Raw genomic sequence first — 21,775 nt, forward strand, 5'->3', positions numbered from 1 at the left:
TTTTAGACTTCTGACTTTGACTTGTCATTTTTAGTGTTACCTCCTACATTGGAGGGGAAGGAAATTGGCTGAGTTGTTGATTCTTGATTAAGTGCTTGGCGAAAGCAGTTTCGTTCTGTGCTAGGCAATTACTTAACGGCTTTACTTAGTCAATAGTAAGGTTTTATCTATCAGTGGGGATATTTATGAAAAAAGAGCTATCAATGTTAGCGGTTACTGCGGCCTTATCATCTTCTGTTGCCATGGCTGGAACTCCAGTTATGTTTTCTTCTATCAACAATTTTAATGCACCAGATGAAAATGCTGTATCAGGTCTACGCGTTGCAGCGCTTTATGGCAAAGTCGATGAGGTAAAAGGTGTCGATTTGGCTATTATTGGACTTTCTGAAACTAATTCAACTACTGGTGTTAACCTTGGTTTTTTTGGTGCATCAAAAGTCAACCAAGACATGACGGGCGCATCACTGGGACTCTTTAACTGGAATACAGGAACAGCTTCGGGGGCAAACATCGGTGCTGTGAACGTAACGAATGATGTACGTGGTGCAAACGTGAGCTTTGTTAACTATTCTGAAGGCAATACCATGGTTGATGTTGGTGCTGCTAACTTCTCTGAAATTTCTACGGTTCAAGTTGGCGTATTCAATAAAACAACCAAAATTGAAGGTGTACAAATTGGTTTGATTAACTGCGCTGATAATGGCTTCTTTAAATGTTTTCCTATAATTAACTTTGCTAAATAACTATTTATTTTCTAAATTAATATAAAATAGTAAGCAATTTTTTTTGATGCTGCTAACGTTTTGTTAGCAGCATTTTTATTTCCCACTATCTTTATTGTGCCATTTTTCACATTGGTATCGTATTGTTTGTGATAAAACTATACTAGTTATGATTTTTAATGGTATTGGCGAGTGCTCTGTTTTATTGAAAGTTTTTTCTATTTAATGTGAGTTAATTTGAATTTAAACTGTTAATTAAAATTACATTTTTAGGAAATAAAATGAAACTATCTAGGTTAACTTTTTGCATTGCTTCGGCTTTATTTTGTACGAGTGCAATTTCTGCTGAGTCTATTACGCTAGAACAATATCAAGCATTATTGCCAACTAAGAGTGGTAACGTTGATTATAGTCTTAAATTGGCCGATCAAACTACAGTGAATTATCATTGTAATATTAAGGCTCAAGGCGATAAATTGATTTTAGACCCAGCGACATGTGATCAACGTGAAATTAACTGGAAAAAAAATTATCCAAATAAAGTCAGCTTGAATTTATTGAATTCCGATTCTAATCGGAAAATACTGGAGCATAAATTATGGGCAATGGCATTTGCTCACGCCTCTATGCAGAGTATGGTTCAAATTCAATATGGTCTAAAAAAAGAAAATGGTACTTTCAACTTAGATAAACCATTTGCGACCGGTGAATCATTTGGCGAATATTTCAAAAGAAATATGGGTCCAAACTATTATGTTTCGAAAGCACTACAAGAAAGCTCATTAGGCGATGATTTACCCTCTGCTGAAATGGGTGATGGTGATGATGATGGCGTTCTGCAGGTGGAATATCCTGGCAGTGCTTGGTCTGAGCTTCAAGGTGCCGCTGAAGGTGGGTTCCCTGCCGTATTTGCCGCTATGGATCCTGAAAATACCATTAGTTCTAATAACGGGCCTGCCCGTAATATTTTGGGTTCTGCAATTACCAGTGCCTATTATAATGCTTCTGCTGTTGCAATTAATACGGGAGCTTTTTCTTGGCAACAAAATGAAACAGCGCAAAATGAACCTGGTAACCGTATCCATGAATTCTTGCAAGGTGCAAAGGACCCTGATGCACTCTCCATGTTATTAAGTTTTATGTATAACCGTGGTCCTTACGCTGCGAAAGATCAGCCATTAAAAAATGAAGCGACTTTCCAACACTGCATGAACGTCACTCAGGATTTAGAAAATGACTGGACTTGCTTTACAAAGCAAAATGACTTTGGTTCTCGCTATATTCGTCAGATCCCAGATGTTTCTACACAACTTTCTGAATCTGGTAAAATTTATAATGCATCGTTAACATGGAATGATTTGCGCGGTTATATCCAGCTATTGAAAAATTATGGTTTTTATTCAAACCAAGAAATTCAAACAATAACCAGAGCTGTTCGCAACGTTTTTGAAAATGAGCAAGTTGATAACAAAATCAAATACGCGAAGCATTTTGGTAAAGTTCTTGAAGCGGTATTGACTAGCGTTCCTGTGCGGACTTTCGGTGAGCAAGGTGTTATTGACGCAACTAAGTTTATTCCCGTTTACGTGGATAAGTCTGTCTTGCCAGACTCAATGTACATGGTAGTTCGAAGTGCAGATGGTACGATTTTAGTTAATGGTTGGGCAACACCAAATGCGCATACAATGCTGCCATTGGATGCTTCAATAGTCACTTTATCGTATCAAAGTCAAGAGTGCTCGGCGGAATTTGGCTCTGTTTTTGCTGAAACTGTTGATAACTTTACTCCAAGTAATGAACCGACAATTCAAATTACCGTAGCACCAACGGAATCAGATTGTAATATTTATGAAACTGAATTTAGTGAGCCAGAAGAGCCAGAAGCGGCACTTGAAGGTGTTTGGAATAATTTTACGGCTTATCCTAACGCTGGAACTGTAGTGGTAGACCCATTTAATAACTTAGAGTATCGCAGTAAGTGGTGGATTAATGCTGGTGAAGCCGCACCACATGATAATCTCGGATGGGAATTGGTTAATTAAATAGTAACAAAGATGGTAAATTCTAGTTTTTGATCCTATAAAAATGCCAGAATGAAGGTTCTGGCATTTTCTATTTAATTCCCATTGTTTATTTTTATTGTTCTATCCGCTTTTTATTTAATAGATGCGATGATTTCCTATTTTGAAACTTTTGATGTACGCCGCGGCGCAAGCTTTTAAAGCTATTCTCAACTTTATCTACTCCGTAAAGTACGCTCAGTACTAAAACGGTGATAATCACGGATTGTTGTAAGTACCCAAGGCCAATCATCAAACCAAGCGAAGCGAGCACCCAAATAACGGCTGCAGAGGTCACACCATGAATCTTACCATCTTGAGTCATCATCACCCCTGCGCCCAAAAAGCCAACCCCTGTGATGATCTGTCCAAGGACCCGAGCCTGGTCGAGTGTATTCGGTGACAAAGATACCCCCATCGCTAAGAAAAAGTACGTACCAGAAATAATTAATATCGAGGTTCGAATGCCTACCGGTTTCCCCCTAGTTTGGCGTTCAATACCGATTAATAGTCCATTGAGTGCGCAGCAAAGCAGAGCTGGCCAACTAAAAGGTCCGAGATTGAGAAGTTGTTCGATGGGTTGCATGCTGACCTCCTAAAAAACGTCGAGTATGCAGAGAAAGTGAATCTTGATCGAACAAAAGCTTTTGTTTGTCTAGATAAGCAAAATTTATGGCGAGAGACAATGATTTGTCAGCGCGATTATTTATCTATTCTAAATGCAAATCGAGTGGTGTTTTACTTGAACGACCGCCAATTTCTCGTGTTAACTTAGGAACTAAGTAACCAGAAACTTGTTCGATAACACCGGCCATAATGTCTTTAGCTTGTTGATCTGAAACAAAAAAGTGTGCCGCGCCTTGAACTTTGTCTAATACGTGCAGGTAATAGGGCAGGATGCCAGCATCAAATAATGTTTCGCTTAATTGAACTTGAGCTTTGATGCTGTCATTGACTCCTTTAAGTAGTACACCTTGGTTTAGTAGGGTGACATTAATAGCACGTAGACGATTCATTTGCTGTTTAAGCTCAAGGCTGATTTCGTTAGCGTGGTTTATGTGCGTGACGAGAATGGCTTGCAAGCGAGTATCTTGCAGTAACTTACATAACGAGTCGGTAATACGCGCCGGTATCACGACAGGCAAGCGCGAGTGAATACGTAAGCGTTTGATGTGTGGAATTTGGCTAATCGCATCTATCAACCATTTAAGCTCGTGATCTTTTGCCATCAGTGGATCGCCACCAGATAGGATGACTTCATTCAATTCAGGATGTGCGGCAATGTAATCCAAGCTTTGCTGCCAAACCGTTTTACTGCCTTTATTCTCTTGGTAGGGAAAGTGACGACGGAAGCAGTATCGGCAATTCACTGCACATCCGCCTTTTACGATCATCAGTGCTCGGTTTTTGTATTTATGCAGCAAACCTGGAATCGCGTTATTTTGCTCTTCAAGTGGGTCAGTTGAATAGCCTTGATGCCATTCAAACTCTTCGCTGAGCGGAAGCACTTGGCGCAACAGTGGATCATAAGGGTTCCCTTTTTCCATACGTTCGACAAAACTTTGTGGGACTCGTAGGGCGAAAAGCTTGCGAGCTTCAAAGCCGTTTTGCCAAAGTGAAGGATCGATCTCCAGTATTTGTAATAAATCTGCAGGGTTTGAGATCGCATTCGTTAACTGTTGGAGCCAGTTTTGCTCAACAGATTCGACTTTTCGGGTTATTATGTGCGGCATTGAATTTAACTCGAAGAATGGTAAGAGGAAAAAATGGCTACTGTTAGCACGAATGAATTTAAAGGCGGTCTCAAAATTATGCTTGATAATGAGCCTTGTGTCATTCTCGAAAACGAGTATGTGAAACCAGGTAAAGGTCAAGCATTCAACCGTGTAAAAATCCGTAAACTGCTTTCTGGCAAAGTTCTGGAAAAAACATTTAAATCGGGTGACTCAGTTGAAGTGGCTGACGTTATGGATATCGACTTAGATTATCTATATAGCGACGGTGAATTCTACCACTTTATGAATGCAGAAACATTTGAGCAGATCGCTGCAGACTTAAAAGCGGTTGGTGATAGCGCTAAGTGGTTGGTAGAAAACAACACTTGTATGTTAACACTTTGGAACGGTAACCCAATTGCGGTTACACCACCAAACTTTGTTGAACTAGAAGTGGCAGAAACCGATCCTGGCCTAAAAGGTGACACTCAGGGTACGGGTGGTAAACCAGCAACATTGACTACTGGTGCTGTAGTTCGCGTTCCACTATTTATTACCATTGGTGAAGTGATCAAAGTTGATACTCGCTCTGGTGAGTATGTAGGTCGTGTTAAGTAAATCATTACTTACTTAACGCTAAGAAGGTCGCGGTTGCGGCCTTTTTTGTCGCTGAACTATTTGATATTTACAGTGAACGACAAACAAATAAAAAAGCTGATGATTTCTCATCAGCTTTTTTGTTTTTATCGCATAAGCGTTGGATTAAATCATGAAGATAAATACAACGGCTAGGGCTGAAATTAAACCAGCAAAAGCGTAACAAGCAATTTTACCAACGATACCAGTATGGAATTTCAAGTCATGCATACCGTGGTGAACACGGTGCATGGCATGCCACATTGGTAGCGCTAATGTGCCAATGATGAACAGTGCACCGATAATGCTAGTTGCAAAGCTTGCAACACGTTCATAGCTCATGGCTTGTTCGTCAATAATGCCTAGTGGCGCTAGGATACCCAACACTAAAATAGTGATTGGCGTGATCATAGCAAACCATGTACCACCGGCACCAAATAGTCCCCACCAAACAGGTTCGTCAGAACGTTTTGGGGTGCGATTTACCTTATAATTGTTATTCATTACTATAAGCTCCTTACACCACAATCAGAACGATGAGAGAAATAAACGCCACCGCAGCCCATTGAGTGAGTACGATGATTTTTTTGTCGACCAACTTACCTTTCAGGCGAATAGGCATTACTTGTGGCATCATGCTGAAGAAGGTTTGAGCATGCAGTAAGCTGCCCGCTAAAGCGACGATGTTGATGGCAACTACAATTGGGTTTGCCATAAAGTTTAGCCAGCCTTGCCACGCTTCAGGGCCTTTCACCAAACAACCCAAACCAAAAGTTAGGAATAGGGTAAATAGAATCAAAGGCAAAACAGTGGCTTCACGCATCATGTAGAAGCGGTAGAAAGGATGATCTTTCCACCAAGTACGCTTCATCTCACGTACGTAAGGTTTACGATTACTCATGATTACGCCTCCCCTGAATCTTTGTCTGAATGGCTAGTTGAACCGTCAGGCTTTAGCATCGCGATGACAAAATCCATCGAAGACTCTACTTTACCTTGGTTTACTGCTGCTGCAGGGTCTACGTGTTTCGGGCAGACCTCAGAGCAATAACCAACAAAGGTACAACCCCAAGCACCGTTATCACCATTGATAAGCTTCATACGTTCAGCTTTACCATTGTCGCGACTGTCTAAGTTATAGCGATGCGCAAGTGTTAATGCTGCTGGGCCAATGAACTCAGGGTTTAAACCGAACTGAGGGCAAGCTGCGTAGCAAAGACCACAGTTGATACATCCTGCGAACTGTTTGTATTTTGCCATTTGCTCTGGCGTTTGCAGGTTGGTGCCATCTTCAGGTTTACGGTCGTTACCGATAATGTAAGGTTTAATTGCTTCAAGACGTTCGATGAACGGTGTCATATCAACAATTAAATCTTTTTCGATAGGGAAGTTGGCTAATGGCTCAATCTTGACCCCATTCGGGTAGTCACGTAGGAAACTCTTACAAGCCAGTTTTGGTACACCATTCACCATCACACCACATGAACCACAAATCGCCATGCGGCAAGACCAACGGTAAGAGAGGTCTTTATCTAGGTGATCTTTGATGTAGCCAATGGCGTCGAGTACCGACATGGTCTCATCAAAGGGTACTTCAAAGGCTTGTAGATGCGGTTCAGCATCCGCTTCTGGGTCGTAGCGTAAGATATCTACTTTTTGAATACGATTTGCTGACATTATTTTTGCTCCTCTGCGCGTTTGTCTTCGGCGGCTTTTTCTGCCGCGGCCGCTTGTTCTGCGGCTTCACCATATAGACGCGCTTTCGGTTGTGACTTGGTGATTTTCACATCGCTGTAATCGATGGTTGGCGCTGCATCTGGTTGGTAGAAAGCCAAAGAGTGTTTCAGGAAGTTGACGTCATCACGTTCTGTACAACCTTCATCCAAACGTTGGTGAGCACCACGAGACTCTTTACGTAAAATCGCAGAGTGCGCCATCGCTTCGGCAACTTCTAAGCCGTAGCCAACTTCAATCGCGTAAAGCAAGTCAGTGTTGAATACTTTGCCTTTGTCTTTGATGCTGATGCGCTTGTAACGCTCTTTAAGCTCGGTGATTTTATCGATCGTCGCTTGCATTAAATCTTCTTGGCGGTAGATACCACAACCTGCTTCCATGGTGTGGCCCATTTCAGTACGGATAGTGGCCCAGTTTTCATCGCCTTCTTGGTTCATTAGGGCTGCAATACGCTCTTCAACCGCTTTCACTTGTTTAGCGATAGATTTATCGTTCCAACCTTTAAATTCAGCAGCGCGTTTCACTGCTTGTTCACCAGCAACGCGGCCAAATACTACGAATTCAGCAAGAGAGTTTGAACCTAAGCGGTTTGCACCATGAAGACCAACGGATGCACATTCGCCGACCGCAAATAGGCCTTTAATACGCGTTTCGCATTGACCATCGGTCTCAATACCACCCATGGTGTAGTGCACGGTAGGACGAATTGGGATCGGCTCTTTGGCTGGGTCGACATTGACGTAAGCTTTAGCTAGCTCACAAATGAACGGTAGACGTTCTTGTAAGTACTCTTCACCTAGGTGGCGAAGGTCAAGATGCACTACATCACCCAGTGGGTGTTTGATAGTGTTGCCTTTTTGCTGTTCATGCCAGAACGCTTGAGAAACTTTATCGCGAGGACCCAGTTCCATATATTTGTTTTTGGGCTGACCAACGGGAGTTTCAGGGCCCATGCCGTAATCTTGTAGATAACGGTAGCCATTTTTGTTGACGATAATACCGCCTTCACCACGACAACCTTCGGTCATCAAAATGCCAGTACCCGGTAAGCCTGTTGGGTGGTATTGAACAAATTCCATATCGCGGAGAGGAACACCGTGACGATAAGCCATCGCCATACCGTCACCAGTTACGATACCGCCATTGGTATTACAGTGGTAAACACGCCCTGCGCCACCGGTTGCCAATACAACAGATTTCGCTTTAATAGTAACCAATTCACCTTCAGACATGTGAATGGCGATAAGACCTTGTATTTCACCGTCTTCAACAAGCAGATCAACCACAAAGTACTCATCAAAGCGGTTGATTTGTGGATATTTCATTGAAGTTTGGAAGAGGGTGTGAAGCATGTGGAAGCCGGTTTTATCCGCCGCAAACCAAGTGCGTTCAACTTTCATACCACCAAAGCGGCGTACGTTGACTTCACCATTCTCTTTACGGCTCCATGGGCAGCCCCATTGCTCCATTTGCACCATTTCGCGCGTCGAATTGGCAACAAAGTATTCAACAACATCCTGTTCACATAGCCAGTCACCACCGCCAACGGTATCGTTGAAGTGGTTATCTAGACTATCTTCTTCCTTGATAACTGCCGCCGAGCCACCTTCTGCTGCGACCGTATGAGAACGCATTGGATAGACTTTTGAAATCAGAGCGACTTCTAAATCAGGGTTTGCTTCAGCTGCTGCAATTGCAGTACGAAGACCAGCGCCGCCTGCGCCGATGACTGCGATATCTGTGGTGATAATTTGCACAGTTATCCTCCAGTGAGTGATGCGGAAATTCCGCTTGTTATAATTAAAAGCTAATAAGCCATACTTTTGGTGCTGTTAGTGTAGAAGAGGTTAGTTAGGAAAAAATTGATTCTGTTAGGTTTTTACTGCGGAAGTGCAGGTATAAGCATAATTATTTTTCTTTGTGTGATAATAATCACGTACGGATTGGGAATTCACTCTTAGCAGGGTAGAATTTGTTTTATTTCAACTTGTGTATCAGTCAAAAAAATGAGTAAACAACACTGGATGCCAACTGCATCAATTCAACAACTGCGACAAAGAGCCCACCTAATCAAGAAAATTCGACAGTTCTTTGATGAGCGAGACGTACTGGAAGTTGACACTCCTGCGATGAGTCACGCTACGGTGACTGATATCCACCTGCAAACCTTTGAAACAGAGTTTATTGGCCCAGGTTACGCTGATGGGTGTCGATTGCATTTTATGACTAGTCCTGAGTTTCATATGAAGCGTTTGTTGGCGGCGGGGAGTGGCTCTATTTATCAAATCAATAAAGCATTTCGTAATGAAGAGAACGGCCGATACCACAACCCAGAATTTACCCTCTTGGAATGGTATCGCATTGGGTTTAACCACTATGATCTTATGGATGAAATGGATACGTTGTTGCAGCTTGTTCTGCAATGTGCGATGGCTGAACGCATGACTTATCAGCAAGCCTTTATTCAAGTGCTTGGTGTTTGTCCTTTAGAGGCTTCGATGACGGAGCTTAAACGCGTTGCTAGTACGCTTGGTCTGAACGATATTGCGCAGCCAGAAGAAGACCGAGATACGTTATTACAACTGCTATTTAGTATCGGCATCGAACCGAAAATTGGTCAACAAGCGCCCGCATTTGTTTATGATTTCCCCGCCTCTCAAGCGGCATTGGCAAAAATTAATGCGCAAGATCCTCGTGTTGCGGATCGCTTTGAGGTCTATTTTAAAGGGATTGAGCTTGCTAACGGTTTTCATGAGCTGGATAACCCACAAGAACAATTGACACGTTTTGAAGTGGATAACCAAAAACGTCACGCGATGGGACTTGCCGAGCAGCCTATTGACTATCATTTAATTGAAGCATTAAAAGCGGGCTTACCTGCATGTGCAGGTGTGGCTTTAGGGATTGATCGCTTGATTATGTTGGCGCTTGATCAAGATCACATCGATAAAGTGACGGCTTTCCCATTTCCAATTGCTTAATTTGAATCTCGGTATTTTTCTTCATTCACTCCTGATGAATGAGAAAAAATGCAACACTTGTTTATTCTGCCGTCTAAGCACTCGCGTCATGACTTCAACCTCGCTATACTCCTTGTTTGTTTTTAAGCCCACATTGCAAGAGCACAACATATGCAAGAGTACATCGAGTTTTTCCAACAAAATATGATTCTATCTTTGGCATGGGTAGGTATTCTCGTTGCCTTAATTATGAGCATCGTAAAATCGACCACTGCGGCATACAAAGAAATCACCGCAGCACAAACCACTTATCTGATGAATCATGACAATGGTGTGGTTGTTGATATTCGCTCTAAAGAAGAGTTCAAAAAAGGCCATATAACCGATGCGGTTCACATTTTACCGTCGGATATTAAAGCTGGTAACTTTGCTAGCCTTGAAAATCACAAGTCAGACCCAATAATTGTGGTATGTAAAACGGGTCAAACTGCGCAAGAGAGTGCAAACTTACTCGCTAAAGCTGGTTTTGAAAATGTGAATCTATTGAAAAGCGGTTTGGTTGCTTGGAATGAAGCGAACCTACCATTGGTTCGCGGCAAGAAGTAATTCACTGACAGTGGTTCTCTAGAATTGAACTTGCTTGAGTGAAAATTCATCATTTAACCTGAAGAGTTGTGATGTTTTCCACGTAATAGTGAGTTCATCTAGTCATTCAAAATTAGCTCGGTTAGTCTCAAGACAACACAGAATTTGTAAGTATTTAAGGATTAAACAATGGCTGAAGCAGCACAACAAGACGCACAACAAAATTTCGCAATTCAACGTATCTTCCTAAAAGATGTTTCTTTTGAAGCACCAAACTCACCAACGATGTTTCAAAAAGAGTGGAATCCAGATGTGAAGTTGGATCTAGACACTCAAAGCCGTGAGCTTGGTGAAGGTGTATACGAAGTTGTGCTGCGTCTAACGGTTACTGTAAAAAATGCTGAAGAAAACGCATTCCTATGCGAAGTTCAACAAGGTGGTATTTTCACTGCAGATAAAATGGAAGCAGGCCAATTGGCTCATTGTTTAGGTGCATTCTGCCCTAACATTCTATTCCCATACGCTCGTGAAACTATTTCTAGCTTGGTGGTTAAGGGTACATTCCCACAACTTAACCTTGCACCAGTTAACTTTGATGCATTGTTTATGAACTATCTACAACAGCAAGCGTCTCAAGGTGAACAAGCTGAGGCTTAATCGCTATCAGCGTTAGCATTTAAGGGGCGGTTTATTTTCACGGCTCTTAATGATTAAAAATGCACAAAGCATCTCAAAGACTGACGGTGCAATGTGCATTTTTTATTTGTCTCTGTTTAATCTTTATTACCAAGGCTTAGTTTGTTTGACTGCCCAAGGCTAATAAATGGTAAGCAGCATCAGCAGAATGATACCTAAGCCATTTTATAAATTGTTTAAGAGCAACACTGAAAATGGTTTAGGTATAAAATAAAGACACTAATAGTTAATGGGCGAAACAATGACAGATCCTAAAAGTATTTACGGCAAAGAGATTGCAATGACAGTGATTGGTGCTGGTTCCTACGGTACATCTCTGGCGATTTCTCTGGCGCGTAATGGCGCAAATGTTGTTCTTTGGGGACATGAAGTTGAGCATATGGCTCGCCTTGAGGCTGAGCGTGCTAACCATGAGTTTTTGCCCAATATTGATTTTCCACCGTCACTAATTATCGAGTCTGATTTACAAAAAGCGGTGCAAGCGAGCCGAGATCTATTGGTTGTGGTACCAAGTCATGTGTTTGGTATTGTCTTGAAGAGTCTCAAACCGCATTTGGGAGAGAGCTCTCGGATCTGCTGGGCAACCAAAGGGTTGGAGCCGGAAACTGGACGTTTATTGAAAGATGTAGCACACGATGTGATAGGCGATCATTATTCATTAGCGGTATTGTCTGGTCCAACGTTTGCCAAAGAGCTAGCGATGGGAATGCCTACTGCAATTTCCGTTGCGTCGCCTGATGAGCAGTTTGTGAAAGAGCTGCAAGAGAAAATCCACTGTAGCAAAACGTTTCGAGTTTATGCCAATAGTGATTTTATCGGCATGCAATTAGGTGGTGCGGTTAAGAATGTGATAGCAATTGGAGCAGGGATGTCTGATGGTATTGGTTTTGGTGCCAATGCCCGTACGGCTTTAATTACTCGCGGTTTGGCAGAAATGTGTCGCCTTGGTGCTGCGCTAGGAGCCCAGCCGGAAACCTTTATGGGCATGGCTGGGTTAGGCGATTTAGTACTGACTTGTACTGATAACCAATCACGCAACCGTCGTTTTGGTTTAGCATTGGGACAAGGCAAAGAGGTGGATACTGCTCAACAAGAAATTGGCCAAGTGGTTGAAGGTTACCGCAATACTAAAGAAGTATGGGTTCTAGCACAGCGAATGGGGGTTGAGATGCCAATAGTTGAACAAATCTACCAAGTGTTGTATCAAGGTAAAGATGCACGTATGGCGGCTCAAGATCTGCTAGCGCGTGATAAAAAAGCGGAACGATAATTCATTGCCCATAGTATCGGTGAGGAGACTCATCGCACGGCAATCTACATTGACGCTCTAGGGATTGAATTGGTAAGGGTAATGAACCAACGATGAAACATTGCGAAAAATTCAAAGTTTGGCAAGCGATAGTCAAAGAGGCACGTGAACAATCAGAACAAGAACCGATGCTGGCGAGTTTTTATCATGCTACCATCATCAAGCATGATAGCTTAAGTTCAGCATTGAGCTACATATTGGCTAATAAGCTGAACACTGCTTCTATGCCAGCCATGGCGGTACGTGAGGTTGTTGAAGAAGCCTTTGCCGCCGATTGCAGCATTACTGAAGCGGCAGCGTGTGATATTTGTGCGACGGTTAATCGTGACCCTGCGGTTTCTATGTATTCGATGCCTCTGCTTTACCTGAAAGGCTATCATGCACTGCAAGGGTATCGTGTTGCCAATTGGTTATGGAAACAAGGGCGTGTCGCTTTGGCAACTTATTTCCAAAACCAAATCTCAGTGACTTGTCAGGTCGATATTCACCCAGCCGCTCGAATTGGCCGCGGTATTATGTTGGATCACGCGACAGGTATCGTCATTGGTGAAACTGCTGTGGTGGAAAATGATGTGTCGATTTTGCAGGATGTGACACTTGGCGGTACAGGTAAAGAATGTGGTGATCGTCACCCGAAAATTCGTGAAGGTGTGATGATTGGTGCTGGTGCCAAAATTTTAGGCAATATTGAAGTGGGTGAGGGGGCTAAAATTGGTTCTTGCTCTGTGGTACTGCAAGCGGTTCCTCCACATACCACGGTAGCTGGCGTTCCGGCTAAAATTGTCGGTCGTCCGCAAACCGATAAGCCTTCTTTAGATATGGATCAGCAGTTTAATGGTCGCTCGCAAAGCTTTATCGGCGGTGATGGTATTTAAATAAAAAAGGTGATGCAAAAGCATCACCTTTTTTGATCGCAGGCATTAAGCCATGGCGTCAAGTTCAACAAGCACTTCTTCAGCCCATTCCACCCAAGCTTGACGAAGCAAAAGGTTGCGACGCAGTGTCAGGCGTTCAAGACGTTGTTGCTTATCTAAGGTCGCAGGCGTTGCATAGTACGCAGATTCAATCTCTTGGTAATGAGCAACTAATTTCTTTGACTCTTCGATTAACTCACCCAGTTGAACTCGGTAAGGCGTTGCTGGCTGTACAGCACAAGCGATAAGCTTAGCACTGAATTCGTCACGAACTGTCGGGTGTGCAGTCGGTTGATCAAACCACTCACCTAATGCTCGACGACCTGAATCCGTGATGGAGTAAACTTTACGATCAGGTTTACCTTCTTGAGGCTCTAATACGCAAGTAACAAGGCCATTTTGACCCATTTTATTTAATTCACGGTAAACTTGCTGGTGGCTGGCTTTCCAAAAGTAGCCAATGCTAGCTGAGAACTCTTTCGTGATGTCGTAACCTGTGGCATCGCGAGTGCTCAGAACGGTTAAGATAACGTGTGGTAATGACATGTCTTCAATCCAAATGGTTAATAAACGATGAAACCAATCGCGTAAACTCTTGTTGTGCTTCTGATGGCATCAATCTTGGTTGAGTTTAAGCAACACCAACTTATCGTATGTTGGTTGTGTCACCTTAAAAGCCGTTTATCACCTAGGGGGTAGTACGCATTGCGCATACCAATCTGCGATTTGTTGTATTTATATGGTTTCGCAGAGGAGTGGTATTATATCTAAATAATAAGCATAAAGTGGAATACTTTGGGCGTGAATGCTTAAAAAACTGATAATATTCTCAATAATCTTACTCAATCAAAATAAAAGGCCGCGCGATGTGGCCTTTTATTATTTTTATGGAATAAAAAACTACTATTTAACCTGTGTTACGCATTCCTGCTGCTATGCCTGCAATCGTTACCATTAGTGCTTCTTCTAATTCTACCGATGGTGTCTCTGTTTGACGGGTGCGATAGAGCAACTCTGCTTGCAGCATATTCAATGGCTCAACATAGATATTACGCAGACGAATTGATTCAAGACCCCAAGGGTCGCTTTGCATCAAATTCTCGTTGTTTTCCACATTAAGTACCGCTTTGATGTCTTTCTGTAGTTGAGTGCGTAGGCGATCACCTAGTGGACGCAGCGATTCATCGACTAAGCGTTCATCGTAGTAGCGTGAAATTTCGATGTTGCACTTAGAATACACCATCTCCAGCATGCCCAAGCGTGTGGAGAAGAACGGCCATTCACGACACATATCTTCAAGTAGTGCTTGGTGTCCTTTATCTATCGAGTATTGAATCGCTTCACCAGCCCCTAGCCATGCAGGAAGTACTAGGCGGTTTTGGCTCCAAGAGAAAATCCAAGGAATAGCACGTAAGCTTTCAACCCCACCATTTGGATTACGTTTGGCGGGACGAGAACCGAGAGGTAATTTACCCAGTTCTAGTTCAGGGGTTGCTTGACGGAAATAAGGCACAAAGTCTGGTTCGCCGCGCACAATGTTGCGGTATGACTCACAAGATACTTCTGATAAAACATCCATCAAATCACGCCAATCTTGTTTTGGCTCTGGCGGTGGAAGTAGGTTGGCTTCCAAAATTGCACTAGCGTACATATTGAAGCTGTTAATGGCCACTTCTGGCAAACCAAGTTTAAAACGAATCATTTCGCCTTGTTCGGTTACGCGTAGGCCACCTTTCAAGCTTTTTGGTGGTTGGGAAAGTAGCGCTGCGTGCGCTGGCGCACCACCACGACCAATCGTACCGCCACGGCCATGAAATAGTGTCAGTTCAATGCCCGCTTCTTCGCTGACTTTAACTAGAGCATCCATTGCGCGATATTGTGCCCAACCAGCCGACATCACGCCTGCATCTTTAGCTGAATCAGAATAGCCGATCATCACCATCTGATGGTTTTGAATAAAGCCGCGGTAGAGATCAATACTCATCAATTGGTTGATGACCGCTTCAGCATTGTTTAAGTCGTCCAATGTTTCAAACAGTGGGCAGACATCCATGCGATAAGGGCAGCCAGATTCTTGCAGTAATAAGTGCACTGCGAGTACATCTGACGCGGTACGAGCCATGGAAATGACGTATGCCCCAAAGGCTTCACGAGGCTGTGCGGCAATAATCTTACAGGTATCGAGTACTTCTTGAACTGGCTCTGATGGTTGCCAGTCACGTGGCAATAGAGGGCGCTTTGAGCTGAGTTCATTAGTTAGGAAAGCAATTTTGTCTTGCTCGTTCCACTGGTCGTAATCACCAATGCCTAGATAGCGTGTCAGCTCAGACAGCACATCGGAATGACGAGTACTTTCTTGGCGGATATCCAAACGTACTAAATGCACGCCAAAAGCTTTGATACGGCGTAGTGTGTCAAGTAGCGAACCATCAGCGATGACACCCATGCCACATTCATGCAGTGATTGATAACACGCCAGCAGCGGCTGCCATAATTGGTCGATATGCTGAAGCGGCGCTTTGCATGCTAATTGTTGACCATTGATTTTCGCTTCAAGCACTTCCGTGGTTTCAGTTAATAGCGTACGTAAACGCTTTAGAATCGCACGGTAAGGTTCGTGTTCATCTTCACCAGCAAGCGCTCGCAATGCATCACTGCATTTAGTCATTGATAGTTCACTGACTAATTCATTGATGTCGCCAAGGTACAGGTCAGCCGCTTTCCAACGAGAAAGTAACAGCACTTCACGGGTAATAGTGTGAGTAACGAATGGGTTACCGTCACGGTCTCCACCCATCCAAGATGAGATATGCACTGGGCGCGCATCAATTGGTAGCCCTTCGCCTAAGTAACTATCTAGGCGCTCATCGAATTCACGTAAGAACTCTGGTATAGCTTGCCACAATGAGTTTTCTACTACCGCAAACCCCCATTTTGCTTCGTCAAGAGGGGTTGGGCGCAGCTTACGAATAACATCTGAATGCCAACTTTGGGCGATTAATTGCTCTAAACGGCGCTCGGTTTTTTGACGCTCTTTGAAAGAGAGATCATTCAATTCAAGTTTCGATAGACATTCATTGATCTTAACCAATTTGTTGATCATGGTACGGCGTGTGATTTCTGTTGGGTGAGCGGTGAGAACGAGCTCGATATTCAGATCACGTACCGCTTGAGCGGCATCCAGTTTGCTAATTTTATTTTGATTGAGTTTAGCAAACAGAGAGCTGATGGCATCTGGTTCACAAACGTGTTCTTCGCAGTGACGAGAAATCGTATGGTATTGCTCAGCCATGTTGGTTAAGTTTAGAAATTGATTAAAAGCGCGTGCAACGGGAGTGAGCTGTTCATTGGGGAGATTTTTAATTTCCTCTACCAAGCTGTCTCGGTCGGCTTGATTACCGTTACGTGCTGATTTGGAAAGTTTTCGGATGGTTTCCACTTTCTCTAAGATAACGTCACCATGGGCATCTTGTATGGTATTGCCTAGCAATCGGCCAAGCATGCTCACGTTACTTTTGAGCGCAGCGTATTTTTCGTTCATTGTCATCCTGCCTTGTAAAAAAATTACATCCTATGTTCCTTGCTAGATGGACAATCTAGCGAAAAGATCCCTTCCGAGTCAAATAAAGCAGACTAAGTTTCCATTTATTACTTATGTTACGGCTTCTGATATTTTTATGAATAATTGGCATTAATTACTGAAATTTTATTACAAAAAAAGCCTTGAAGGTGGACCCTTTAAGGCGTTGTATATTTTTCTCTTCGAGAATGTCGTTCTTAGAAGCAGTATTTGTACATCGCTTTTGACAGTACATTGATAGTTGGATCAATAAATTCGAAGGCCAAGAACTCATCAGGTTGATGGGCTTGGTCTATGGAACCTGGTCCAAGTACTAACGTTGGACATAACTGCTGTAAAAACGGCGCTTCGGTACAATAATTAACTGTCTCAGCAGGTGTGTTACAGATCTCTTCAACCCCTCCGATAAAGGGGTGGTCATGCTGACATTCATAACCTGGGATTGCTTCATGCAATGCGGTAATTTCAATCCTGCCTGGCCATTTAGCCGAAACTTCGTTGAGTGCGCCACGCAGCATGTTATCTAATCCATCCAAGCTGATGCCTGGTAGCGGGCGAACATCATAATGCAGCTCACAGCAACCACAGATACGGTTCGGACTATCGCCACCATGGATATGGCCCAAATTTAAGGTTGGATTAGGGATGGCAAACCCCGGGTGATGATACTCTTTGACCAGTTTGTCACGCAGTTGCATTAATGCATACATCACTTCGTGCATAATCTCTATCGCATTTACCCCCAAAGCTGGGTCTGATGAGTGGCCAGATTTACCCGTCACTCGAATGGCATTCGCTACGTGTCCTTTATGACCACGAATAGGCACCAAACTGGTGGGCTCACCGATAATGCAGTAATCCGGTTGGAAGGGGGCATTCTCAGTAAAATGACGAGCACCAAGCATGGTGGTTTCTTCATCGCACGTTGCCAGTACATACAGAGGCTTACTCTGTTTACTCCAATCGACCTTCTTCACAGCTTCATAAATGAATGCAAAAAATCCTTTCATATCGGCCGTTCCTAATCCATAGAAACGATCATTGGCTTGAGTTAGTGCATGAGGTTCAAAGCTCCAACGTCCTTGATCAAAAGGGACGGTGTCGCTGTGCCCCGCAAGCAGCAATCCACCTTCACCGCTGCCTTTTTTCGCGATTAGGTTGTATTTGCCAGGAGCAACGGCAATGGTTTCAACCGTAAAATCTAAGCTGGCAAACCACCCCGACATTTTATCAATCACATTTTCATTGCCTTCATCCCAGATCGAGTCAGTGGAGCTAATGGAAGAGGTCGAAATCAGGCCTTCATAGACCTCAAGAAAACTGGGTAATTGCATATTATCTTTGCTCCTAGTATTGACAGAGTAATCGCGAGAAGGTAAAACACATATTAAATCACTTTACATGAATAAAAAACCGAAATAAGCGGTATTTTATGAAATTTATAGTCATTTTTGAATTGTCTTTTTTACTTTGAAACTGGATGTCACAAGATGTTAAAAACCACAATTATCGGAGCTAGCGGTTATACCGGAGCTGAGTTGGCTTACATGGTGCAAAAGCACCCACAACTCACGCTATCAGGTTTATATGTTTCCGCCAATAGTCTAGATGCAGGAAAGCCAATGGCAGAGCTGCATGGCAAGCTTGCTGGTGTTGTGGATATGTCGATTCAACCATTGGTTGATCCAGTCAAAGCAGCCAGTGAATGTGATGTGGTGTTTTTAGCAACCGCTCATGAGGTTAGCCATGATTTGGCGCCGATTTTCCTTGAGCAAGGTTGTCAGGTTTTCGACCTTTCTGGTGCTTTTCGAGTTCAAGGTGATGATTTCTACACAAATTACTACGGCTTTGAACACAAACATGCGCAGTGGCTAGAACAAGCTGTTTACGGTTTAGCTGAATGGAATGCTGAGGCGATCAAACAAAGCCAACTGATTGCTGTTGCAGGTTGTTACCCAACGGCATCGCAACTCGCGATTAAACCATTGGTGGAAGCTGGGCTACTTGATAGTAACCAGTGGCCAGTTATTAACGCAATCAGTGGTGTGACTGGTGCAGGCAGAAAAGCGACCTTAACCAATAGCTTTTGCGAAGTTAGCTTACAGCCATACGGTGTATTTACGCATCGTCATCAACCAGAAATTGCGACACATCTTGGTTGTGAGGTGATTTTTACTCCTCATCTTGGCAATTTTAAGCGTGGCATTTTAGCGACTATCACCATGAAACTGGCTCACGGTGTCTCTGAGCAGCAAGTGATTGAAGCATTTGAGCTGGCTTATGCCAATAAACCAGCGGTCAGAATTAAGCAAACATTACCAAGAATTCAAGATGTCGAGTTTACGCCATTTTGTGACCTCGGCTGGCGAGTACAAGGTGAGCATATTATCGTCGTCTCGGCGATAGACAATTTATTAAAAGGTGCATCAAGCCAAGCGATGCAGTGTTTAAACATTCATTACGGTTTTTCTGAGCTAACAGCTTTGGTGTAAGCCACCAAGCGTAAGGGTTAAATATGACAGATACAAAGCAAAATCCATTAGTGATTAAGTTAGGCGGCGCTGCGCTGTCTTGTTCGGACACGCTAAGCAAATTGTTTGGCGCAATCGCACAGTATCAAGCCCAAGCTCAGCGACGAATTGTCATCGTTCACGGTGGGGGCTACCTAGTGGACGAGCTAATGGCGAAACTACAACTGAAAACTGTGAAAAAAGACGGTTTACGGGTAACGCCTTACGAGCAAATTCCGTTGATTGTTGGTGCGTTAGCAGGAACTGCTAACAAGATGCTACAGGGTCAGGCGATTAAAGATGGTTTGAACGCGGTTGGATTATCTCTGGCTGACGGTGGGTTGTGTAAAGTGGAAGAGTTGGATCCAGAACTCGGCGCGGTGGGGAAAGCATCACCTGGGGATTCACAAATTCTGCAAGCCATTCTTGCTGCTGGTGGTTTGCCAATCATTAGTTCGATTGGTCTGACTGCTGAAGGTCAGATGATGAATATTAATGCGGATCAAGCTGCGGTTGCGGTGGCAGGCGCATTAGATGCTGAGCTGGTGCTACTTTCAGACGTCAGTGGCGTATTGGATGGTAAGGGGCACCTTCTTGCTAGCCTCAATGAGCAACAGGCTAATGCACTTATTGCAGGTAAAGTGATTACCGACGGCATGATCGTCAAAGTCAAAGCGGCATTAGAAGCCGCCAATGATTTAGGTCGTCCTATTCAAGTCGCTACATGGCGCTACTCGGATAAGCTAAGCAAATTATTTGCCGGCGAGAGGATTGGTACACAATTCTTGCCTCAGTTATAAATTAAAAATTTTAGTAAGTTGTTGTTTGATAATAACTTTCAATAAGAAGTAACCCAGAGCACTGACCGCCAAGCGCAGCGCCGGGAAAATCGGAGAAGTAAAATGAGCAAAGTTCAAGTTAATAAAGTAGTTGTCGCATACTCTGGCGGTCTAGATACATCAGTGATCATTCCGTGGTTAAAAGAGAATTATGATTGTGAAGTAGTGGCTTTTGTCGCTGATGTTGGCCAAGGTGAAGAAGAATTAGTCGGCATTGAAGAGAAAGCTAAAGCGTCAGGCGCTTCAGAATGCTACGTAGTGGATCTAAAAGAAGAGATGGTTGCAGAATACATCTATCCAACACTAAAAACAGGCGCTTACTACGAAGGTAAATACTTACTTGGTACGTCAATGGCTCGTCCAATCATTGCCAAAGCGCAAGTTGAAATTGCGCGTAAAGTGGGCGCGGATGCACTGTGCCACGGCTGTACGGGTAAAGGTAATGACCAAGTGCGTTTTGAAGGCGCGTTCGCCGCGTTAGCACCGGATTTACAGGTTATTGCGCCATGGCGTGAATGGGATCTTGTTAGCCGTGAAGAGTGTCTGGATTACCTAGCAGAGCGTAACATTCCGTGTGCTGCTTCTTTAACTAAGATCTACTCACGTGATGCCAACGCATGGCATATCTCAACTGAAGGTGGTGTACTTGAAAATACATGGAATGCACCAAACGAAGACTGCTGGGTATGGACGGTTGATCCAGAACAAGCACCTAACGAAGCAGAATACGTGACTTTGCAAGTAGCTCAAGGTGAAGTAGTGGGGGTTGATGGAGAGCTGATGACGCCATACAACGCACTGGTTTATCTCAATGAGAAGGGCTCAAAACATGGTGTTGGTCGTATCGATATCGTTGAAAACCGTTTGGTCGGTATGAAGTCTCGTGGTTGTTACGAAACTCCAGGGGGCACCATCATGATGGAAGCGCTGCGTGCCGTTGAACAATTAGTGTTGGATAAAGCGTCTTTTGAATTCCGTGAAGAATTAGGCGTTAAAGCATCACACCTTGTTTATGATGGTCGTTGGTTTACTCCACTATGTAAATCGATCATGGCAGCGGCTGACCAGTTAGCCCAAGACGTCAACGGTGAAGTGGTGGTTAAGCTGTATAAAGGCCAAGCGACAGTGAGTCAAAAACGTTCTGAAAACAGCTTGTATTCTGAAGAGTTTGCTACTTTCGGTGAAGATGAAGTGTATGACCAAAGTCATGCAGGTGGTTTCATTCGCCTTTACTCACTAGCAAGCAGAATCAGAGCACTTAACGAAGCAAAGAAAAACAAATAACCTTCGTTGATTAGCGTATTATGAAGCCCATTTGCTTAGCAAATGGGCTTTGTTATTACAGTAACCTTGAATGATAAATTAAAATTTAAAATTCATGAATAATTATGTGAAATAAGTGAATTTTTACTTTGTTTTTCCTTCAGGCTGCGGTAAGTTATCACCATACAAAAAAGACACTGAGTTCAATCAGATTCCATCGTTGCACACACAGTGAATAGCGAGCATTTAGGA

Annotated in this window: 20 protein-coding genes; 11 read left to right on the forward strand and 9 right to left on the reverse strand. The window is 43.4% G+C overall.

Going from position 1 to position 21,775, the window contains the following annotated elements; translation table 11 throughout:
• Positions 1-185: 185 nt before the first annotated feature.
• Together AACW06_RS03385 and AACW06_RS03390 are read left to right on the forward strand one after the other, a co-directional pair.
• The gene (locus tag AACW06_RS03385; protein WP_192073985.1) at positions 186-743 is read left to right on the forward strand and encodes a VC2662 family protein; all 558 of its coding nucleotides are present in this window, start codon (positions 186-188) and stop codon (positions 741-743) included.
• Between the two features lie 260 nt (positions 744-1,003).
• Positions 1,004-2,764 carry a hypothetical protein gene (locus AACW06_RS03390; RefSeq protein WP_192073986.1) on the forward strand — a complete coding sequence of 587 codons (1,761 nt, stop codon included), beginning with the start codon at positions 1,004-1,006 and terminating at the stop codon, positions 2,762-2,764.
• Between the two features lie 94 nt (positions 2,765-2,858).
• Here AACW06_RS03390 and AACW06_RS03395 read toward each other — a convergent pair whose 3' ends face one another.
• Together AACW06_RS03395 and epmB are read right to left on the reverse strand one after the other, a co-directional pair.
• Positions 2,859-3,368, reverse strand: coding sequence for an MgtC/SapB family protein (locus AACW06_RS03395; protein ID WP_192073987.1), 510 nt, complete (start codon positions 3,366-3,368; stop codon positions 2,859-2,861).
• Between the two features lie 124 nt (positions 3,369-3,492).
• Positions 3,493-4,515 (reverse strand): EF-P beta-lysylation protein EpmB, encoded by a 1,023-nt coding sequence (gene epmB, locus AACW06_RS03400; RefSeq protein WP_192073988.1) that lies wholly within the window; start codon positions 4,513-4,515, stop codon positions 3,493-3,495.
• Positions 4,516-4,548: 33 nt separating this feature from the next.
• Here epmB and efp point away from each other — a divergent pair, with 33 nt between their 5' ends.
• Complete coding sequence (gene efp, locus AACW06_RS03405) at positions 4,549-5,115, forward strand: elongation factor P (protein ID WP_053309590.1); 567 nt, start codon at positions 4,549-4,551, stop codon at positions 5,113-5,115.
• A gap of 144 nt (positions 5,116-5,259) precedes the next feature.
• Here efp and frdD read toward each other — a convergent pair whose 3' ends face one another.
• From frdD to frdA, 4 genes are read right to left on the reverse strand one after another with little or no spacing between them, the layout of a single operon-like run.
• Complete coding sequence (gene frdD, locus AACW06_RS03410) at positions 5,260-5,637, reverse strand: fumarate reductase subunit FrdD (RefSeq protein WP_053309589.1); 378 nt, start codon at positions 5,635-5,637, stop codon at positions 5,260-5,262.
• A 13-nt stretch (positions 5,638-5,650) separates the two neighbouring features.
• The gene (gene frdC / locus AACW06_RS03415) at positions 5,651-6,034 is read right to left on the reverse strand and encodes a fumarate reductase subunit FrdC (protein WP_192073989.1); all 384 of its coding nucleotides are present in this window, start codon (positions 6,032-6,034) and stop codon (positions 5,651-5,653) included.
• A gap of 2 nt (positions 6,035-6,036) precedes the next feature.
• Entirely contained in the window at positions 6,037-6,810 is a 774-nt protein-coding gene (locus AACW06_RS03420; RefSeq protein WP_053309587.1) for a succinate dehydrogenase/fumarate reductase iron-sulfur subunit, read from the reverse strand.
• A complete protein-coding gene (gene frdA / locus AACW06_RS03425) occupies positions 6,810-8,624 on the reverse strand; it encodes a fumarate reductase (quinol) flavoprotein subunit (protein WP_192073990.1) in 1,815 nt (604 codons plus the stop codon). The genes AACW06_RS03420 and frdA overlap by 1 nt, the downstream gene beginning before the upstream one ends.
• A gap of 249 nt (positions 8,625-8,873) precedes the next feature.
• On the opposite strand from frdA, the gene epmA reads away from it, so the two are divergent.
• The 5 genes from epmA (at position 8,874) to cysE (ending at position 13,292) form a co-directional block, all read left to right on the forward strand.
• Entirely contained in the window at positions 8,874-9,848 is a 975-nt protein-coding gene (epmA, locus tag AACW06_RS03430; protein ID WP_192073991.1) for an elongation factor P--(R)-beta-lysine ligase, read from the forward strand.
• A gap of 150 nt (positions 9,849-9,998) precedes the next feature.
• Positions 9,999-10,433: a rhodanese-like domain-containing protein gene (locus tag AACW06_RS03435; protein ID WP_192073992.1), complete on the forward strand. Its 435-nt coding sequence runs from the start codon at positions 9,999-10,001 to the stop codon at positions 10,431-10,433.
• A gap of 168 nt (positions 10,434-10,601) precedes the next feature.
• Positions 10,602-11,069, forward strand: coding sequence for a protein-export chaperone SecB (secB, locus tag AACW06_RS03440; RefSeq protein ID WP_053309583.1), 468 nt, complete (start codon positions 10,602-10,604; stop codon positions 11,067-11,069).
• Positions 11,070-11,349: 280 nt separating this feature from the next.
• A complete protein-coding gene (gene gpsA, locus AACW06_RS03445; protein ID WP_238336621.1) occupies positions 11,350-12,378 on the forward strand; it encodes an NAD(P)H-dependent glycerol-3-phosphate dehydrogenase in 1,029 nt (342 codons plus the stop codon).
• Positions 12,379-12,470: 92 nt separating this feature from the next.
• Entirely contained in the window at positions 12,471-13,292 is an 822-nt protein-coding gene (cysE, locus tag AACW06_RS03450; RefSeq protein WP_192073994.1) for a serine O-acetyltransferase, read from the forward strand.
• Positions 13,293-13,337: 45 nt separating this feature from the next.
• Here the strand turns inward: cysE and AACW06_RS03455 are convergent, their stop codons facing one another.
• The 3 genes from AACW06_RS03455 to argE form a co-directional block, all read right to left on the reverse strand.
• Positions 13,338-13,877, reverse strand: coding sequence for a PadR family transcriptional regulator (locus tag AACW06_RS03455; protein ID WP_192073995.1), 540 nt, complete (start codon positions 13,875-13,877; stop codon positions 13,338-13,340).
• Positions 13,878-14,238: 361 nt separating this feature from the next.
• The gene (ppc, locus tag AACW06_RS03460; protein ID WP_192073996.1) at positions 14,239-16,872 is read right to left on the reverse strand and encodes a phosphoenolpyruvate carboxylase; all 2,634 of its coding nucleotides are present in this window, start codon (positions 16,870-16,872) and stop codon (positions 14,239-14,241) included.
• A 236-nt stretch (positions 16,873-17,108) separates the two neighbouring features.
• A complete protein-coding gene (gene argE / locus AACW06_RS03465; RefSeq protein WP_192073997.1) occupies positions 17,109-18,245 on the reverse strand; it encodes an acetylornithine deacetylase in 1,137 nt (378 codons plus the stop codon).
• Between the two features lie 156 nt (positions 18,246-18,401).
• On the opposite strand from argE, the gene argC reads away from it, so the two are divergent.
• From argC to AACW06_RS03480, 3 genes are all read left to right on the forward strand, one after another.
• The gene (gene argC / locus AACW06_RS03470) at positions 18,402-19,403 is read left to right on the forward strand and encodes an N-acetyl-gamma-glutamyl-phosphate reductase (protein ID WP_192073998.1); all 1,002 of its coding nucleotides are present in this window, start codon (positions 18,402-18,404) and stop codon (positions 19,401-19,403) included.
• A gap of 23 nt (positions 19,404-19,426) precedes the next feature.
• The gene (argB, locus tag AACW06_RS03475; RefSeq protein WP_192073999.1) at positions 19,427-20,221 is read left to right on the forward strand and encodes an acetylglutamate kinase; all 795 of its coding nucleotides are present in this window, start codon (positions 19,427-19,429) and stop codon (positions 20,219-20,221) included.
• Positions 20,222-20,323: 102 nt separating this feature from the next.
• Positions 20,324-21,544, forward strand: coding sequence for an argininosuccinate synthase (locus tag AACW06_RS03480; protein WP_192074000.1), 1,221 nt, complete (start codon positions 20,324-20,326; stop codon positions 21,542-21,544).
• Positions 21,545-21,775: the final 231 nt, after the last annotated feature.

Origin of the sequence: Vibrio sp. S12_S33, from assembly GCF_963889785.1 — a bacterium.
GTDB classification, from domain to species: domain Bacteria; phylum Pseudomonadota; class Gammaproteobacteria; order Enterobacterales; family Vibrionaceae; genus Vibrio; species Vibrio aestuarianus.

Coding starts and splice junctions, on each gene's coding strand:
- AACW06_RS03385 (WP_192073985.1), top strand. CDS start 186: ATGAAAAAAGAGCTATCAATGTTAGCGGTTACTGCGGCCTTATCATCT.
- AACW06_RS03390 (WP_192073986.1), top strand. CDS start 1,004: ATGAAACTATCTAGGTTAACTTTTTGCATTGCTTCGGCTTTATTTTGT.
- AACW06_RS03395 (WP_192073987.1), bottom strand. CDS start 3,368: ATGCAACCCATCGAACAACTTCTCAATCTCGGACCTTTTAGTTGGCCA.
- epmB (WP_192073988.1), bottom strand. CDS start 4,515: ATGCCGCACATAATAACCCGAAAAGTCGAATCTGTTGAGCAAAACTGG.
- efp (WP_053309590.1), top strand. CDS start 4,549: ATGGCTACTGTTAGCACGAATGAATTTAAAGGCGGTCTCAAAATTATG.
- frdD (WP_053309589.1), bottom strand. CDS start 5,637: ATGAATAACAATTATAAGGTAAATCGCACCCCAAAACGTTCTGACGAA.
- frdC (WP_192073989.1), bottom strand. CDS start 6,034: ATGAGTAATCGTAAACCTTACGTACGTGAGATGAAGCGTACTTGGTGG.
- AACW06_RS03420 (WP_053309587.1), bottom strand. CDS start 6,810: ATGTCAGCAAATCGTATTCAAAAAGTAGATATCTTACGCTACGACCCA.
- epmA (WP_192073991.1), top strand. CDS start 8,874: ATGAGTAAACAACACTGGATGCCAACTGCATCAATTCAACAACTGCGA.
- AACW06_RS03435 (WP_192073992.1), top strand. CDS start 9,999: ATGCAAGAGTACATCGAGTTTTTCCAACAAAATATGATTCTATCTTTG.
- secB (WP_053309583.1), top strand. CDS start 10,602: ATGGCTGAAGCAGCACAACAAGACGCACAACAAAATTTCGCAATTCAA.
- gpsA (WP_238336621.1), top strand. CDS start 11,350: ATGACAGATCCTAAAAGTATTTACGGCAAAGAGATTGCAATGACAGTG.
- cysE (WP_192073994.1), top strand. CDS start 12,471: ATGAAACATTGCGAAAAATTCAAAGTTTGGCAAGCGATAGTCAAAGAG.
- AACW06_RS03455 (WP_192073995.1), bottom strand. CDS start 13,877: ATGTCATTACCACACGTTATCTTAACCGTTCTGAGCACTCGCGATGCC.
- ppc (WP_192073996.1), bottom strand. CDS start 16,872: ATGAACGAAAAATACGCTGCGCTCAAAAGTAACGTGAGCATGCTTGGC.
- argE (WP_192073997.1), bottom strand. CDS start 18,245: ATGCAATTACCCAGTTTTCTTGAGGTCTATGAAGGCCTGATTTCGACC.
- argC (WP_192073998.1), top strand. CDS start 18,402: ATGTTAAAAACCACAATTATCGGAGCTAGCGGTTATACCGGAGCTGAG.
- argB (WP_192073999.1), top strand. CDS start 19,427: ATGACAGATACAAAGCAAAATCCATTAGTGATTAAGTTAGGCGGCGCT.
- AACW06_RS03480 (WP_192074000.1), top strand. CDS start 20,324: ATGAGCAAAGTTCAAGTTAATAAAGTAGTTGTCGCATACTCTGGCGGT.